Here is a 14582-nt window from a genome sequence, read left to right as displayed (position 1 = left end):
TTTTTTGAACCCGTTTTTTTTATTTTTCTAGTAGTCTCCAAGCAGTACTATCCTTAATTATAAAAGTTAAGTCTCCCCTATTGGATTTAAAAACAATATTAGGATTAATGTTCTAAAGAAAAAATGGTTTGCACCGCACTTATGATGTATTGTACACCAATAGAAATAACAATAAATCCAATAATTCTAGACAGGGCATTAATGCCTGAAGCCCCCAAGCTTTTAGCGATAAAATTAGAAGACCTTAGAATAAAATAAATCCCCACAGTAACCACCACTATTGCAATAATAATAATCACTTGTTCCTGTATTTTTACAAATGTTTGTTGGTAAGAAATCAATAAACTAATCGTTCCGGGTCCAGCTAACATAGGTATAGCCAGTGGGGTTAAGGCAATTTCGGATCGATTAAAAGCATCATCCTTTTCTCTTTTTTTCATTCCTTTATGTTCGGCAAAAGTACCGGTTAACAAAGCAAAACCAGAAGAAGCAATAATGAGACCTCCTGCAATTTTAAGGGCGTTTAGACTAATGCCAAAAAAAAGAAGAATGTATTGTCCTAAATAAAAAGACAGGAATAAAATGATTAAAACATACAAAGCAGTATAAAAAGCGATCGTACTTTTTTCTTTTGGTGTATTATCCATTGTCAAGCCCACAAAAATAGGTACGGTACCTAAAGGATTAATGACCGAGAACATAGCCGTAAAACAAAGCAAAAATATTTCCATTTTTTTTTGCAAAGTAAGTCGCTTTTAACCCCTTAATAGGTTAGACTTGTGTTATGATTTAGTAAATTTAAAATTAATAAGTCGAAACGTTTTTTTAACTTTACGCCAACGCAAGAACACCCAATCATTATGCAAAATATTTTAATCAAAAACATCAAAGGCTTAGCCGGAATTTTAGAAAATAACCAAGCTGCTTTAAGAGGTGCAAATTTAAATGAATTACAGCAAATCGAGAATGCATTTTTAGCCATTGAAAATGGGAAAATAGCTTATTATGGGAAAATGGAAGAAATGGCCGGTATTAATGATTGGAGAAATCTTGAAATAATTGATGCCGAAGGTAAATTTGTAATACCTGCATACTGCGACTCACATTCTCATATTGTATTTGCAAAATATCGTGAGACTGAATTTGTAGACCGAATAAATGGATTGACTTATGAAGAAATTGGTGAAAAAGGAGGTGGCATACTAAATTCAGCGAATAATTTGGCAAATCTTTCGGAAGATGAGCTATTTGAATCCGCAATGGAACGTTTAGAATTAGTAAAAAGTTTTGGTACAGGTGCCATTGAAATAAAAAGTGGCTACGGTTTAACAGTTACTTCAGAATTGAAAATTTTAAGGGTGATTAAAAGACTAAAAGAGGCTTCTGATTTAACCATTAAAGCAACTTTTTTAGGTGCCCATGCTTTTCCTGCTGAATTTAAAGAAAACAATGCTGGTTATATTCGTCAAATAATTGATGAAATGTTACCGGTGATTGAGGCTGAAAATTTAGCCGATTATATTGATGTATTCTGTGAAAGAAATTATTTCTCTCCCGAACAGTTAGATGAAATTTTAGCTGCGGGCGTTAAGCATGGATTGAAACCAAAAATTCACGTCAATCAATTTTCCATATTAGGGGGGGTTGAAATTGGTGTAAAACACGGTGCTGTATCGGTCGATCACTTAGAAGAGTTTGACGAAAATGACACCGTAACCATGTCAAAAGCAAATACTATTGCAACAGCTTTACCAAGTTGTTCCTTCTTTCTAGGCATACCCTATTCACCCGTTAAAAAAATGTTGAAAAACAACATAGCAGTCGCTTTAGCCTCCGATTACAACCCCGGCTCTACCCCAAGTGGTAATATGCAATTTGTAAACTCCTTGGCATGTATACAAATGAAGTTAACGCCAGAAGAAGCGCTAAACTCGACGACTATTAATGGTGCATACGCCATGGAATTAGGAGATGAAATGGGGTCGATTACTATTGGAAAAAAAGCAAATTTAATCATCACAAAAAAAATATCGAGCCTAGCTTACATTCCTTATTCTTTTGGTGAAAATTGTGTTGAACGCATAATTTTATCCAAGTAATTTAAAACTGTTTTGAAATAGCGAGTCCCAATCCAATATGATTTAGGGCTTGAAATTGACGTTGGACAATGTCTTCACTCTTGCCATATACCCAACTATAATTTGGTGCAATTCTTAGACTTATTTTTTCATTTAAATGATAACTAAAACCCAAGGCTACCTTACTCCCAATAAACTGTAAAGGCACCTTGTCTTCATTAAACTTACTGGTGAATAACATTTTCTCAAAATTCGTTTCCAATTCCGCATCTAGTGCCCAACGTCTTTTTTGTAAGAAGTAATATCCAATTCCTAAACCTGAACCTACACTTAAAAACTGATCACCTGATTGCTCAAATGTTAATTGCATGTCTGACATACCCCTCAATAAAGAAAAACTGGGACTAGCATGGATATATAGTTTAGGTGTCAATTGAAAATTAACTACAATGGAAAGTGAAATGGGACGATTAATTTTTCTAAAGTAAATTGCGTTGTCAGGCACTACAGCTTCGTAAGGTGTACCTTGGTTATTATCTGTAGTAGATATGGTATTATCCAAAAAATTATTTTCATTTAACGATCTACTTGAACCAGTTTCAATACCTAATTTCCAGCGGGACAATTGTCGGTTTTGTACCGTAATTTTCGATAATTTTAAAGCGGGATCAGCCACCCTAATCAAGCTTGATTCCTGTGCCAACAACCTTTGTAATTTCGGAGCGGTCTCCATAAATTCTTTTTTATTATGGCGAATTACTTTATTTGGTTCAATCGCTTGGACCGATTTACGCCCTGTATATAGACGCTTCTTATTTTTAAATACACTATTTTTTGCTTTCTTAAAATGATGCTTTTGATCGCTATCTCTCTCCTCCATGGTCAATGACTCTTCTATGGTTGTTTCTACTGGCTTAATAAAATCTGCTTGTTTTACTTCCTTTAGATTTCTGGATAAATTATACTCCTCCTGCTCCAACGAATCGATAATTATTGCGGTTATAGCCGTTGGTTGCGTGTTATTGGTAAATGGCCTGAAAAAAAACACTGAAAAAATCAACGAAGCTGCAACACCTGAAGTACCAACTATCCACCAGATAACCGCTTTCTTTTTTTTCTTTTTTGAAATTACAGCACTTATATTTGTCCATGCGCTTTCATCTGGTGCAGCACCAAAGTCTTGAAATCGATTACTTAAACTCCCTTTATTCGACATAATTCAATATTTTTTGAGTCCTCAATTCTTCGCTTTCTAACATTTGGATCAACAGTTTTCTAGCCCTACTGTACTGAGACTTGGACGTACCTACGGTGATAGACAAATCATCTGCAATTTCCTGATGTGTATAACCTTCTATTGCATACAAATTAAACACTGTGCGATACCCTAAAGGCAAGCGTTGAATTTTTGATACTAAAACATCTAAATCAATTTTTTGAAATAAAACATCAGCTTCCTCATCAGGAATTAACTGTTCTATGTGAATCGATAATTCTGTTACTTTTATTTTTTGTTTCCTTAAACTTTCCAAAGCAGTAGTCACTGCAATTCTTCTCACCCAACCGCCCAAAGCACCAGTTCCTTTATATTGATTGAGTTTTTCAAATGTTTTGATAAAGGCATCTTGTAAAAAATCATCTGCTTCGGCTACATCTCGACTATACCTTAAACAGACTCCCTTTACCATGTAAGAAAATCTTCGGTATAACTCTTCCTGCGCTTGCTTTTTGTGTTTTAAGCATGCCTTTACTAACGCTTGGTCTGTATGTTTTATGTATTTAGAAATAGCCTATTTTATTCTTACCTAAAGATAAAGCCAAAACGCAAATCGAAGCGGTTAATCTCATAAATTGTTTTTGTAGTAACATCTGTTCCCCACCAATTCCACTCATCTACTTGCAGCTGACCGTACCTGAATCCCACACCTGAAAATATACCGAAGTGATTACCTAATTCATGTTGAAAACCGATCAATCCTTGGCCAAAAAAACCTCCTTTATTCCGTTCGCTCATTTGAAAAGGTAAGTCGTAACCAAACCCCAAACTGACATAAGGTGTTGTTCCTTTTTTCAACAAATTGTACCTGCCTTCAGCAAACAGCGGTAAATACATATTATTGTAAAATTGATCAATTCCTATTCCCAAACCTGCAGACCAATGTGCGTTAATCCTGTAACCGTTTAAGATTAAAAAATTAGCTGAAACATCAGACCCTCCTAAAACACCCAAAGAAACAGTTCCAAAGTAACCCTTTTCGAATACAGCTGGAACAAAACTTTCAATGGCTGACACTTCACTTTGTTTAAAAACCCAAATGCTACCATCCTTGGTTTTTATCTTCACTATTTCCTCTGTTTTTTCTGTAATAAATCCTCTAATTTCAGAACCGCTTTTTAGTTTTACCAAGTCCATTTGTGCAAACACTAAACCGCTAAATAACCATGTAAATAATAACAAATATATCTTCATGCCTTAAAATTTTAATTGACTTAATTTTTGAATATTTTGAATGTCAGTAATGTCGTATTGATAAAGGCCATCATCTCCAATTAGCATGGCTATGTTTTCGAGTACAATAATATCGGTTGCTTGAATGGAACCATAGGTTTTAACTTTATTATCTCCTACAGTCAAAGGTTCTGTTGCATCATATATTTTTAGTCCAGCTGAACCATCACACACAAACAAAGTATTGTTTTTAATGCCTAAGCCATGCGGGTTTTTTAAACTGTACGTCTTTTTTAATTCAGGTTGACTGTAGTTGCTGACATCTATTACGTCCAATTGGTTTTGTTGTCCGCTACAAGCTGTTCCCGTTCTTAAAGTTACGTATGCATAATCCCCATCAACCACTACTGGATCACAAGCATTTGCATGCTGTATAACACCAACTTGTGTAGGTTCATTTCTATTCCCTGTTTCATAAATCAACATGCCAGTTGTGGTTCCCATAAAAATATGATCATTATAGGTAAATAAAGTCTCCACTTCTCTCCAAATACCGACTTGATTTGTATTAGATGGTCGCGTTGGACTAGATAAATCAAATGGCTTTAAATTATTCCCATCCATTACATACAAATAATCGTTGAGTAAGGAAAATTTAGTAATGCTTCCAGAAACACCTTGACTACTGCTGCCAACACTCATATCGTTGCTATACAAAAACCCAGACTCAAACCCTGTCGCATCAGCTAGAAAAGTACAATTGATACAGCCACCTATTGGTGTTTTATCTGTTACATACTCTTCTATTTCCCATCCCGTGATGATACCTTTCGAAGGGTCTACATTTGCAAGTGGATATTGCGGATCGTGCGTTGGCCAAGCGTATTCAAAAACATTTTCTAATCGGCCACTTTCCTTTGGATTCTCTATACTTGAAACGTCAATCACTACCAAATCTGTATAGGCATTGACATATAAATATTGATTTTTAATGACAATTCCTGTAATTCCTGTGATGGCATAATAAGCCTTATTGATTGGTGCCTTAGGGTTAGTATTGTCTATGATGTGAATACCTTCAAAATTATCTAATATAAACAAGTAATTATCCTTAAAATATATATTGCCTTTTTGCGCAATGGTTTTAGCTGACTCGTATTTAACGGTCCCTAAACCTGCCCTGAAAGTTTCAAAGTCAGTATAAACTGGCACATTTGCTGTATACTTTTGAAATTGCTTGTCCTTACACGCGGTAAAAACAAATACCAACACCAATAAAGTCCCTATTACATTTTTCATAACTTGTATTTTTTACTTGATGCGGTATTATTAAAAAGGGTTGCATAAAAAAAGAGCGTTTTATAAAAAACGCTCTTTTAAAATAAAGTTATTGGTATCTATTAGAAAGTAAATCCAATAGAAATATTCAATAATTTAGAATAAGGAATTAAATTTTTAGAAGTCAATTTAATGTAATCATCTGTATATTCTGATTCTATTTTCTCTACATATTTTTTCACATAACCTTCTTGCGCATTAATAAAATCAGTTACATCTTTATCAATATTTTCAAAATCTACCTCTTCACCAGCTTGTTCTGTACCTTCGATAATGAATTTGTTTGAACCAACACCTAATCCAACCCATAATACATCAATAGAAAGTCTATCTGCAATAATCCATTGGTTACCGATTCCGATTCCACCACCAACAAAATTAAAACCAATATTTACATCTCCACCATGTGTTAAACCTGGATTATCTTTATCTGGAAAATCGAATGAAAATTCTGCTAATGTACCTTTTTGAATACCAAAATAAGGGGCTAAATAAAATCCTTTTAACGCTTTTTTACCTGGAAAATATTTTAATTCAAAACTCAAACCAGAAGATTTAAATTTATTGTTAAATATATCCGTATTAACACTTGCGTCATCTAATTGTTCTTTTGCAAAGTCAGTTAAAACGCCGCTTAAAGGAGCTGCTTTTTTGGTAGAAAAATTTACTTTTACACCAATAGCTAGCGCATCAGTAAGTTTTCTTTCGTAACCAATACCAATATTATTAGCTAATCCCAATTTAACAGGAGGTAAGGTCAATTTTACCGCGTTACTTTGACTCCAAGCACTTAGAGAAGAAAGCAGTACAAATGAGAAGATAAGTTTTTTCATGTTTTTAGTTTTTGTTTATGCCAGTAAAAATAGGGATTAATTCATGATTTTTATAGACTTCACTACTTTTCTTTTTTTACTTACCAAGTATACCCCAATGAATACTAGGATACTCGCTAAAAACTTCCAAAAAGTAAAATCATTGGTATAATCTGAAAAACCAAAATAAAATAGACCGACAATAAATATACTGACTAAAAGTGGTTGAAAATAAATATAAACACTTGCTATGGAAGGACTCAGTGTTTTCATGGCTGTTACCGTTAATAAATAAGGGATAAAAGTTACCCCAATCACCACAAAAGCCAACTTTATCAATTCTTCAGGAAGCCATGTTCTTTCGTAGGCTAAAAAGGCCTCTTGTGTGGTAGGTGGCCAAAACAAAATATAAACAAGACCAAAAGTAAACACCCAAGTAATTACGGTCAATGGTTTATATTTTTCCATCAATGGTTTTACAATTACCAAGTATAAAGAATAGGAGCAGGCATTGATAAATATAAACAAATCACCAATTGGACTAGCAGAGCCAATACCTCTAGCGCTCAACAATATGATTGCTACGGCTCCAATTGCGCCCAAAGAAATGCCAATAATCTTTTGCCGTGTAGGCTTTTCTCCCAATAAATATATAGATAACACAAAAACTAGGATGGGAGAAGCCGTCATTATAATGGATGAGTTAAGTGGGGAAGTCCGCATGAGGCCATTAAAAAAAAACAGTTGATTAATCGCAACACCAAATAATCCACACAGCAATAATCGACCAATATCTTTTCTAGCTATTTTTTCATAATTAAATAAATAGACTAACCAAAATAAAAAAGTTGCCCCTGTAACTCGCGCTAAAATAAACCCATTTGGTAAAATCGCATTTGGCATTAACCCTTTTGCGACAAGATAATTTATGGCATACATTAAGTTAACTGTAAACAATAACAAATGAGCTTTAAGATTACGCCCCATGGATAGCCATTTTTGCGGCTGCCACCACCGACTTTGCGTTACCAATAAAAACTTGATTGTCGACAAATATTACTGGACGTTTTAAAAAAGTATACTCTTCCAATATTAACCGTTTATAATCCAATTCTTTTAAGTTTTTATTTTTCAAGTCCATACTTTTATATTTCATAGCTCTTTTAGAAAAAACAGCTTCATAAGAACCAACGCTAGCTTTCATTTTATCTAAATCTGCTTCCGAAATTGGCGTTGTTTTTATATCTTGAAATGTAACGTCTTGTTGAATCTCAAGTTCTTTAATGATTCTTTGGCAAGTGCTACAAGAAGGTAAGTGAAAAATCTTTATCATCATATTAAATATAAGGGGGTAAAATTAATTATATTTAACGAACAAATTACATCCTATTTTAATGAAGCCAGACTATATATCTTACGAGCCTATCCAGATGGAGGAAACAGAATCATCTGAAAAAGCAGAACAGTTTTATCAATTGATGAATAAAAGAAGATCTATCAGACATTTTTCTGATAAACCTGTACCCCAACAAACCATTGAAAATATTATTAAGACTGCTGGCACGGCACCTTCAGGAGCAAATAAGCAACCTTGGGTATTTTGCGCGATACAAAGCAAGACTTTAAAACATAGAATTAGGAATTTAGCAGAAAAGGAAGAAAAAATAAATTACGCATCTCGAATGGGTGATTTATGGAAAAAAGACCTAGAAAAATTAGGTACCGACGAAAACAAGCCATTTTTAGAAATAGCACCTTGGTTAATCATTATCATGAAAAAAACCTACGATTTAGATGCAACCGGAAACAGACAAAAAAACTACTATGTAAATGAATCTGTGGGTATTGCGGCTGGTATATTAATTGCTTCGATACATAATGCGGGTCTGGTTACCTTAACCCATACACCAAGCCCAATGGACTTTTTGGCCCAAGCCCTAAATCGGCCAATAAATGAAAAACCTTATTTATTATTGCCGGTTGGATACGCAGCAGACACGGCACAAATTCCCAATATACAGCGTAAGCCAATTAATGAAATAATAAAATATTACGGATAAATTTTGATTTTTTGATGAATAGTATTTTCTTTGCAATTGTAAATAACTAAAAACGGATTATATTATGTCTGACGTAAATTCAAGAGTAATATCTATAATTGTAGATAAATTAGGTGTATCAGAAGATGAGGTAAATAATGAAGCAAACTTCACAAATGACTTAGGAGCTGATTCATTAGATACTGTGGAATTAATTATGGAATTTGAAAAAGAATTCAATATTGCAATTCCAGATGACCAAGCTGAAAAAATTCAAACAGTAGGAGATGCTATCTCTTATATTGAAGGAAATACAAAATAATTCAAACTTAAAAACTTTTTAACTTAACTTGCCATTTATGGAATTGAAAAGAGTTGTGATCACAGGACTAGGAGCTTTGACTCCTATAGGAAATACTGTAGATGAGTATTGGAACTCATTGATTAACGGTGTCAGTGGTGCTGCTCCTATTAAACAATTTGATGCGAGTAAGTTTAAAACGCAATTTGCGTGTGAATTAAAAAATTTCAATGTGGAAGATTTTCTCGACCGCAAAGAAGCTAGAAAACTAGATCAATTTTCACAGTATGCTATGGTCTCTGTATCAGAGGCCATGGCAGACTCTGGGATTGACTTAGAAAAAATCAATTTAGAAAGAGCTGGTGTAATTTGGGGATCTGGTATTGGTGGTTTAAAAACTTTTCAAGATGAAGCTACAAACTTCGCGCTTGGAGATGGTACACCAAGATTCAATCCTTTCTTTATCCCAAAAATGATAGCAGATATTGCTGCTGGGCATATTTCCATTAAATATGGTTTACGCGGACCTAACTACGTTACAGTTTCTGCCTGTGCATCTTCTAACAATGCATTAATTGATGCTTGTATGTTGATTCAATTAGGTAAATCAGACATCATTGTTTCTGGTGGTTCAGAAGCAGCGGTTAACGTAGCAGGTATAGGAGGTTTTAATGCTTTAAAGGCTTTATCTACTAGAAATGATTCGCCCGAAACTGCTTCTCGTCCTTTTGATAAAGACAGAGATGGTTTTGTATTGGGTGAAGGTTCCGGTGCTTTAATTTTAGAAGAACTAGAACATGCCAAAGCTAGGGGCGCAAAAATTTATGCAGAAGTAATTGGTAGTGGACTTTCTGCAGATGCTTATCATATTACAGCACCACATCCAGATGGCTTAGGCGCTTTGAGTGTGATGAAACAAGCAATTGCTGAAGCTGGTATTAAAAAAGAAGAAGTAGATTATATTAATGTTCATGGAACTTCTACACCATTAGGTGATATTGCGGAGACTAAAGCAATTAAAACAATTTTTGGAGACCATGCTTATGACTTAAACATTTCTTCTACTAAATCAATGACTGGTCATTTATTAGGTGCGGCTGGAGCAATTGAAGCAATTGCCTGTATTAAAGCAATTGAAAATGATATTGTACCACCTACCATTAATCATTTCACAGATGATCCTGAAATTGATCCGAAATTAAACCTTACTTTTAACAAAGCACAGAAAAGAACGGTAAACGTTGCATTAAGTAATACGTTTGGATTTGGTGGACATAATACTTCTGTCATATTCAGAAAATACAAAGGTTAATCTAAAACAAATAATTTGTTTCAATTTCTTTCCAAAAAAAAGAATACTGAAGAATTAATTTCTTTAACAACTTACGTTGTTAAAAAAACAGGTTATCGGCCAAAAAATATTCAACTTTTTGAAACTGCTTTTTCACACAAATCTTATACCAACTTATTGGAAGGCGTAAGAAGTAATGAAAGATTAGAATTCTTAGGCGATCGTGTAATCGACTTAATTGTAGCAGAATATTTATTTACAAAATTCCCCAATAAACCAGAAGGTGATTTGACTAAAATTAAGTCAAAAATAGTAAACCGTAAAATGTTGGCGCAAATTGGGGAAGAGATGGAAATGATCGACTACATACAATACAACAAAGGCCAATCTATCAACATCAACACCATTGTTGGAAACGCATTTGAAGCGTTAATAGGCGCTATTTATCTAGATTCCGACTACCAGGCAACCAAAGATGTATTCAACTCCTCTATCATCAGGAAATACATTAACCTGACCAAGGTAATGGAAGAAGAAATTGACTTTAAAAGTACCTTGATTATTCATTGTCAAAAAAATAAATTGGACATCAAGTATCAAATTAAGGAAGATGCGGATAAAGACAATGATTACACGTATATAATTTCTGCCATTATCAACAATAAGGAATGGGGAATTGGTCGAGGTAAAAATAAAAAAACAGCAGAACAAGCCGCCTCAAAAGAAACTTTGGAGCTTTTTGGTATGGAATAAGCAACGATCTTAGTCGCTATAAATCGATTATAATTTCACAAAACAAAGCGTAAAACAAAAATCCCCAACCTGAATAATCAAATTGGGGACTCAAAATTTATTTAATTTTAAAATTATTCTTTCACTTCTTCAGCATCTGTTTCCGTTGTCAATTTATCTCCTTTTAAGAAATTTGGCAATTGCATTCCTGCCTGGTTAAACATTTCCTCTAATGGTGGTACCGACTTGTATAATCCGGAAAGAAATCCAGCAGTTGATGATTTTCCATCTGCACTATTTCCTGATCCACTATCCCATACAGTTACTTTATCAATTTTGATATTTTTAATCGCATCCGCTTGAATTTTTACCAATTCAGGCAACTTATCTGCCACTAATAATAAAACAGCATCTTTAGGACTATTTCCTGAAGCTTTAACGATTCTATCTAAACCTTCGGCTTGTTTGGTTAAGATTTCCAACATACCCTGTGCTTCGGCTTGTTTTTTGAATAATATACTATCCGCTTCCCCTTTTGCAATTCTTCTGATTTGTTCCGCTTCGGCTTCGGCATCAATTTCAATTTTCTGCTTTTGAATGGCAGCTGGAACAATAATATCTGCATTCTGTTCCGCTTGTTTTCTTAATGCTCTTGCTTCTTCCGCTACTTTTTCTGCAGCATAAGATTCTTCCAAAGCTTTTGCTAATTGTACTTTTTCAGAAGCATTTGCTAATCTTTCCGCCTCTGCTTCTCTCGAACGTCTTGCAGCATTGGAATTGGCTTTAGTAATTTTGGCATTATTCTCACCTTCTACTGCCTGTGCGTCTGCCGCAGCAACCTGCACCCTTTGGTCCTGCATGGCGTTTGCTTCCCCAATAGATCCATCTCTATTTTTTTGAGAAACAGAAATTCGGGCATCATTTATCGCTTTCGCTGCCGCTTCTTTACCTAAGGCTTCAATATAACCAGACTCATCATGAATATCGGTAATATTAACGTTGATTAATTTAAGTCCAACTTTTTGTAATTCCACCTCTACATTATGGGTAATGTGGGTTAAAAACTTATCTCTATCGCTATTAATTTCTTCAATATCCATGGAAGCCACAACCATTCTTAATTGGCCAAAAATGATTTCTTGCGCCAAATCTCGAGTTGCTTCACCTGTCAAACCAAGTAATCTCTCTGCTGCATTTTGCATTACTGTCGGTTCTGTAGAAATACCTATTGTAAAACGAGAAGGTACATTCACACGAATATTTTGTTTAGACAATGCATTCGTTAAGTTTACTTCTATTGAAATAGGCGTTAAATCTAAATATTCATAGTCTTGAATAATTGGCCAAATAAACGCACCACCACCGTGAATACACTTTGCGGATCCACCTCCAGTTTTACCATAAACGACCAAAATCCTATCGGAAGGACATCTTTTATAGCGTTTAACAATTGAAAATATAAATACAGCAATAATAACGACTACTGCTGCAGGAATGGCATATACTGGAATACCATTTGATTGTAATAAAGTTAAATCCATTTTTTTATTTTGTTAATTTTTCTATTAATAATATTTCGCCACTTACCACCTCTGTTACTTTAATCACATCTCCTTGTTTTAAATCAACTTTGGAGTCTGTTAAAGCATTTAATTCTCTTTTTGAACCCTGTACGTCAATGGTTATTTTTCCCATTTTAGATCGGTTTGCACCAACCGATAAATAAACTTCTCCTACTTCTCCAATTGCTTTTGCAATTACCAATGTTCCATTTTCTGCTAATCTGCTTATCCAATAAAATAAAAAAGCCAAAATAAACATCATAGCTAAACCAGCCAAACTAGCGACAGTAATAGCCGATCCAGTAGAAAATTGATTATCTAAACAGACAATTCCGGTCCAACCAAATAAAGTGAAAAAGGCCATTACATTTTTAAAGGTGAAAAATTGTATTCCGATCCCTAAATCACCATCAATTTCCACATCTACATCCGTATCTATATCACCTCCAAACAAACTTAATATTAATAATACGCTAAAAACAGCGGAACCGACTAATGCGGTAATCCAAAAAACCAATTCTAAGGTAGACATGGTGATAAAAAAGTCCTTCATGTAATAGATGTTATAATTCGTTATATGCTCTATAAATATACTTTAAATAATTAAAGTAGCGTGTATAAAAAAACCGCTATGAATAATTCAAGCGGTTTTTAAATAAAATAGTTAATGTCAATTTATAAACTAAAAGCAGCTTTTACTTTGTCTACAAAATCCAATTTTTCCCAAGTAAAAGTTTCCACTTCCACCGTTTCTTCTCTACCAGCATTTTTAAAAGTAATGGTTTTAATTTCAGGGTTTCTACCCATGTGACCATAAGCTGCAGTATCCGAATATATAGGATTTCTTAATTTTAATCTTGTTTCAATAGCATAAGGTCTCATGTCAAAAACAGTACTTACAATTTTTGCAATCTCACCATCTGTCATATCCACATTAGCGGTGCCATAAGTATCTACAAAAATTCCCATTGGTTCCACTACACCAATCGCATAGGAAACTTGCACTAAAATTTCTGAAGCCACACCTGCAGCAACTAAATTTTTAGCAATATGTCTAGTTGCGTAAGCACCAGAACGATCTACTTTAGATGGATCTTTTCCAGAAAAAGCACCACCACCGTGTGCACCTTTTCCACCGTAGGTATCTACAATAATTTTTCTACCGGTCAAACCTGTATCACCGTGTGGTCCACCAATTACAAATTTTCCAGTTGGATTAATGTGGTAAGTAATATCATCCGTAAACAAAGCCTGTAATTTTGCAGGTAATTTTGCTTTAACTCTAGGGATTAAAATCTCTACAATATCCGTTTTAATTTTATTCAACATCTCTTCTTCATTCTCAGAAAAATCGTCATGTTGTGTGGAAACCACGATTGAATCAATTCTCTGAGGAACATTATCATCAGAGTATTCAATAGTAACTTGCGCTTTTGCATCTGGACGTAAATAAGTAATGTCCTTCATTTCTCTACGCAAATCAGCTAATTCTTGTAATAACTTATGTGATAAATCTAATGCCAATGGCATGTAGTTTTCAGTCTCCGTTGTTGCGTAACCAAACATCATACCTTGATCTCCTGCACCCTGATCCATAGGATTTCCTCTATCAACACCTCGGTTAATATCGTCAGATTGCTCATGAATAGCTGAAATTACAGCACAAGACTTAGCGTCAAACTGATATTCAGATTTGGTGTAACCAATTTTAGTAATTGTATCACGCGCAATTTGTTGCACGTCTAAATATGCATTTGACTTTACTTCACCGGCCAAAGTAACCAATCCAGTAGTAACTAAAGTCTCACAAGCTACTTTTGAGCTTGGATCAAACGCCATAAAATGATCAATTAGTGCGTCAGAAATTTGATCTGCAACTTTATCTGGGTGTCCTTCTGAAACCGATTCAGAGGTAAATAAATATGCCATGTTCTTTGTTTTAAATTTAAGTGAACAAATTTAACCAAATTATTTTAGGAT

The 14582-nt window shown here is 34.3% G+C and carries 16 protein-coding genes; 5 read left to right on the top strand and 11 right to left on the bottom strand.

Annotated elements, in window-relative coordinates:
* Positions 1–104 precede the first annotated feature (104 nt).
* Positions 105–731 (bottom strand): MarC family NAAT transporter, encoded by a 627-nt coding sequence (locus DNU06_RS12300; protein ID WP_111063645.1) that lies wholly within the window; start codon positions 729–731, stop codon positions 105–107.
* Positions 732–860: 129 nt separating this feature from the next.
* On the opposite strand from DNU06_RS12300, the gene hutI reads away from it, so the two are divergent.
* The gene (gene hutI / locus DNU06_RS12295; RefSeq protein WP_111063644.1) at positions 861–2099 is read left to right on the top strand and encodes an imidazolonepropionase; all 1239 of its coding nucleotides are present in this window, start codon (positions 861–863) and stop codon (positions 2097–2099) included.
* Position 2100: 1 nt separating this feature from the next.
* On the opposite strand, the gene DNU06_RS12290 is transcribed toward hutI, so the two are convergent.
* The 7 genes from DNU06_RS12290 to DNU06_RS12260 form a co-directional block, all read right to left on the bottom strand.
* Complete coding sequence (locus DNU06_RS12290; protein WP_111063643.1) at positions 2101–3294, bottom strand: hypothetical protein; 1194 nt, start codon at positions 3292–3294, stop codon at positions 2101–2103.
* Entirely contained in the window at positions 3284–3853 is a 570-nt protein-coding gene (locus DNU06_RS12285) for an RNA polymerase sigma factor (RefSeq protein WP_262510051.1), read from the bottom strand. The genes DNU06_RS12290 and DNU06_RS12285 overlap by 11 nt, the downstream gene beginning before the upstream one ends.
* Positions 3854–3879: 26 nt before the next feature.
* Complete coding sequence (locus DNU06_RS12280; RefSeq protein ID WP_146239233.1) at positions 3880–4548, bottom strand: hypothetical protein; 669 nt, start codon at positions 4546–4548, stop codon at positions 3880–3882.
* 3 nt (positions 4549–4551) lie between these two features.
* Complete coding sequence (locus tag DNU06_RS12275) at positions 4552–5826, bottom strand: LVIVD repeat-containing protein (protein ID WP_111063640.1); 1275 nt, start codon at positions 5824–5826, stop codon at positions 4552–4554.
* 101 nt (positions 5827–5927) lie between these two features.
* Complete coding sequence (locus DNU06_RS12270) at positions 5928–6698, bottom strand: DUF3575 domain-containing protein (RefSeq protein WP_111063639.1); 771 nt, start codon at positions 6696–6698, stop codon at positions 5928–5930.
* A gap of 36 nt (positions 6699–6734) precedes the next feature.
* Positions 6735–7664, bottom strand: coding sequence for a DMT family transporter (locus DNU06_RS12265; protein WP_111063638.1), 930 nt, complete (start codon positions 7662–7664; stop codon positions 6735–6737).
* Positions 7654–8013, bottom strand: coding sequence for an arsenate reductase family protein (locus DNU06_RS12260; RefSeq protein WP_317048243.1), 360 nt, complete (start codon positions 8011–8013; stop codon positions 7654–7656). Before DNU06_RS12260 ends, DNU06_RS12265 begins: the two co-directional genes overlap by 11 nt.
* 58 nt (positions 8014–8071) lie before the next feature.
* Here DNU06_RS12260 and DNU06_RS12255 point away from each other — a divergent pair, with 58 nt between their 5' ends.
* The 4 genes from DNU06_RS12255 (at position 8072) to rnc (ending at position 11061) form a co-directional block, all read left to right on the top strand.
* On the top strand, positions 8072–8737 hold the full coding sequence (locus DNU06_RS12255) for a nitroreductase family protein (protein ID WP_111063636.1): 666 nt from the start codon (positions 8072–8074) through the stop codon (positions 8735–8737).
* A 64-nt stretch (positions 8738–8801) separates the two neighbouring features.
* Entirely contained in the window at positions 8802–9038 is a 237-nt protein-coding gene (locus DNU06_RS12250; RefSeq protein WP_111063635.1) for an acyl carrier protein, read from the top strand.
* A 37-nt stretch (positions 9039–9075) separates the two neighbouring features.
* On the top strand, positions 9076–10329 hold the full coding sequence (fabF, locus tag DNU06_RS12245) for a beta-ketoacyl-ACP synthase II (protein ID WP_111063634.1): 1254 nt from the start codon (positions 9076–9078) through the stop codon (positions 10327–10329).
* A 15-nt stretch (positions 10330–10344) separates the two neighbouring features.
* Positions 10345–11061, top strand: a complete 717-nt coding sequence (gene rnc, locus DNU06_RS12240) for a ribonuclease III (protein ID WP_111063633.1) — start codon at positions 10345–10347, stop codon at positions 11059–11061.
* Between the two features lie 113 nt (positions 11062–11174).
* Here rnc and DNU06_RS12235 read toward each other — a convergent pair whose 3' ends face one another.
* The 3 genes from DNU06_RS12235 to metK all read right to left on the bottom strand — a co-directional run bounded on the left by DNU06_RS12235 (position 11175) and on the right by metK (position 14531).
* A complete protein-coding gene (locus tag DNU06_RS12235) occupies positions 11175–12581 on the bottom strand; it encodes a flotillin family protein (protein ID WP_111063632.1) in 1407 nt (468 codons plus the stop codon).
* 4 nt (positions 12582–12585) lie between these two features.
* The gene (locus DNU06_RS12230; protein WP_111063631.1) at positions 12586–13155 is read right to left on the bottom strand and encodes a hypothetical protein; all 570 of its coding nucleotides are present in this window, start codon (positions 13153–13155) and stop codon (positions 12586–12588) included.
* A gap of 122 nt (positions 13156–13277) precedes the next feature.
* Complete coding sequence (gene metK / locus DNU06_RS12225; protein WP_111063630.1) at positions 13278–14531, bottom strand: methionine adenosyltransferase; 1254 nt, start codon at positions 14529–14531, stop codon at positions 13278–13280.
* Positions 14532–14582 lie beyond the last annotated feature (51 nt).

Source organism: Putridiphycobacter roseus, from assembly GCF_003234935.1.
Taxonomy (GTDB): domain Bacteria; phylum Bacteroidota; class Bacteroidia; order Flavobacteriales_D; family Crocinitomicaceae; genus Putridiphycobacter; species Putridiphycobacter roseus.
Note: the sequence above shows the minus strand (reverse complement) of the source record. Positions and strands in the feature narration are given on the sequence as shown.

Bases quoted from the DNA above. Each gene is read 5' to 3' on its own strand.
- DNU06_RS12300 (WP_111063645.1), bottom strand. From the start codon at position 731: ATGGAAATATTTTTGCTTTGTTTTACGGCTATGTTCTCGGTCATTAAT.
- hutI (WP_111063644.1), top strand. From the start codon at position 861: ATGCAAAATATTTTAATCAAAAACATCAAAGGCTTAGCCGGAATTTTA.
- DNU06_RS12290 (WP_111063643.1), bottom strand. From the start codon at position 3,294: ATGTCGAATAAAGGGAGTTTAAGTAATCGATTTCAAGACTTTGGTGCT.
- DNU06_RS12280 (WP_146239233.1), bottom strand. From the start codon at position 4,548: ATGAAGATATATTTGTTATTATTTACATGGTTATTTAGCGGTTTAGTG.
- DNU06_RS12275 (WP_111063640.1), bottom strand. From the start codon at position 5,826: ATGAAAAATGTAATAGGGACTTTATTGGTGTTGGTATTTGTTTTTACC.
- DNU06_RS12270 (WP_111063639.1), bottom strand. From the start codon at position 6,698: ATGAAAAAACTTATCTTCTCATTTGTACTGCTTTCTTCTCTAAGTGCT.
- DNU06_RS12265 (WP_111063638.1), bottom strand. From the start codon at position 7,664: ATGGGGCGTAATCTTAAAGCTCATTTGTTATTGTTTACAGTTAACTTA.
- DNU06_RS12260 (WP_317048243.1), bottom strand. From the start codon at position 8,013: ATGATGATAAAGATTTTTCACTTACCTTCTTGTAGCACTTGCCAAAGA.
- DNU06_RS12255 (WP_111063636.1), top strand. From the start codon at position 8,072: ATGAAGCCAGACTATATATCTTACGAGCCTATCCAGATGGAGGAAACA.
- DNU06_RS12250 (WP_111063635.1), top strand. From the start codon at position 8,802: ATGTCTGACGTAAATTCAAGAGTAATATCTATAATTGTAGATAAATTA.
- fabF (WP_111063634.1), top strand. From the start codon at position 9,076: ATGGAATTGAAAAGAGTTGTGATCACAGGACTAGGAGCTTTGACTCCT.
- DNU06_RS12235 (WP_111063632.1), bottom strand. From the start codon at position 12,581: ATGGATTTAACTTTATTACAATCAAATGGTATTCCAGTATATGCCATT.
- DNU06_RS12230 (WP_111063631.1), bottom strand. From the start codon at position 13,155: ATGAAGGACTTTTTTATCACCATGTCTACCTTAGAATTGGTTTTTTGG.
- metK (WP_111063630.1), bottom strand. From the start codon at position 14,531: ATGGCATATTTATTTACCTCTGAATCGGTTTCAGAAGGACACCCAGAT.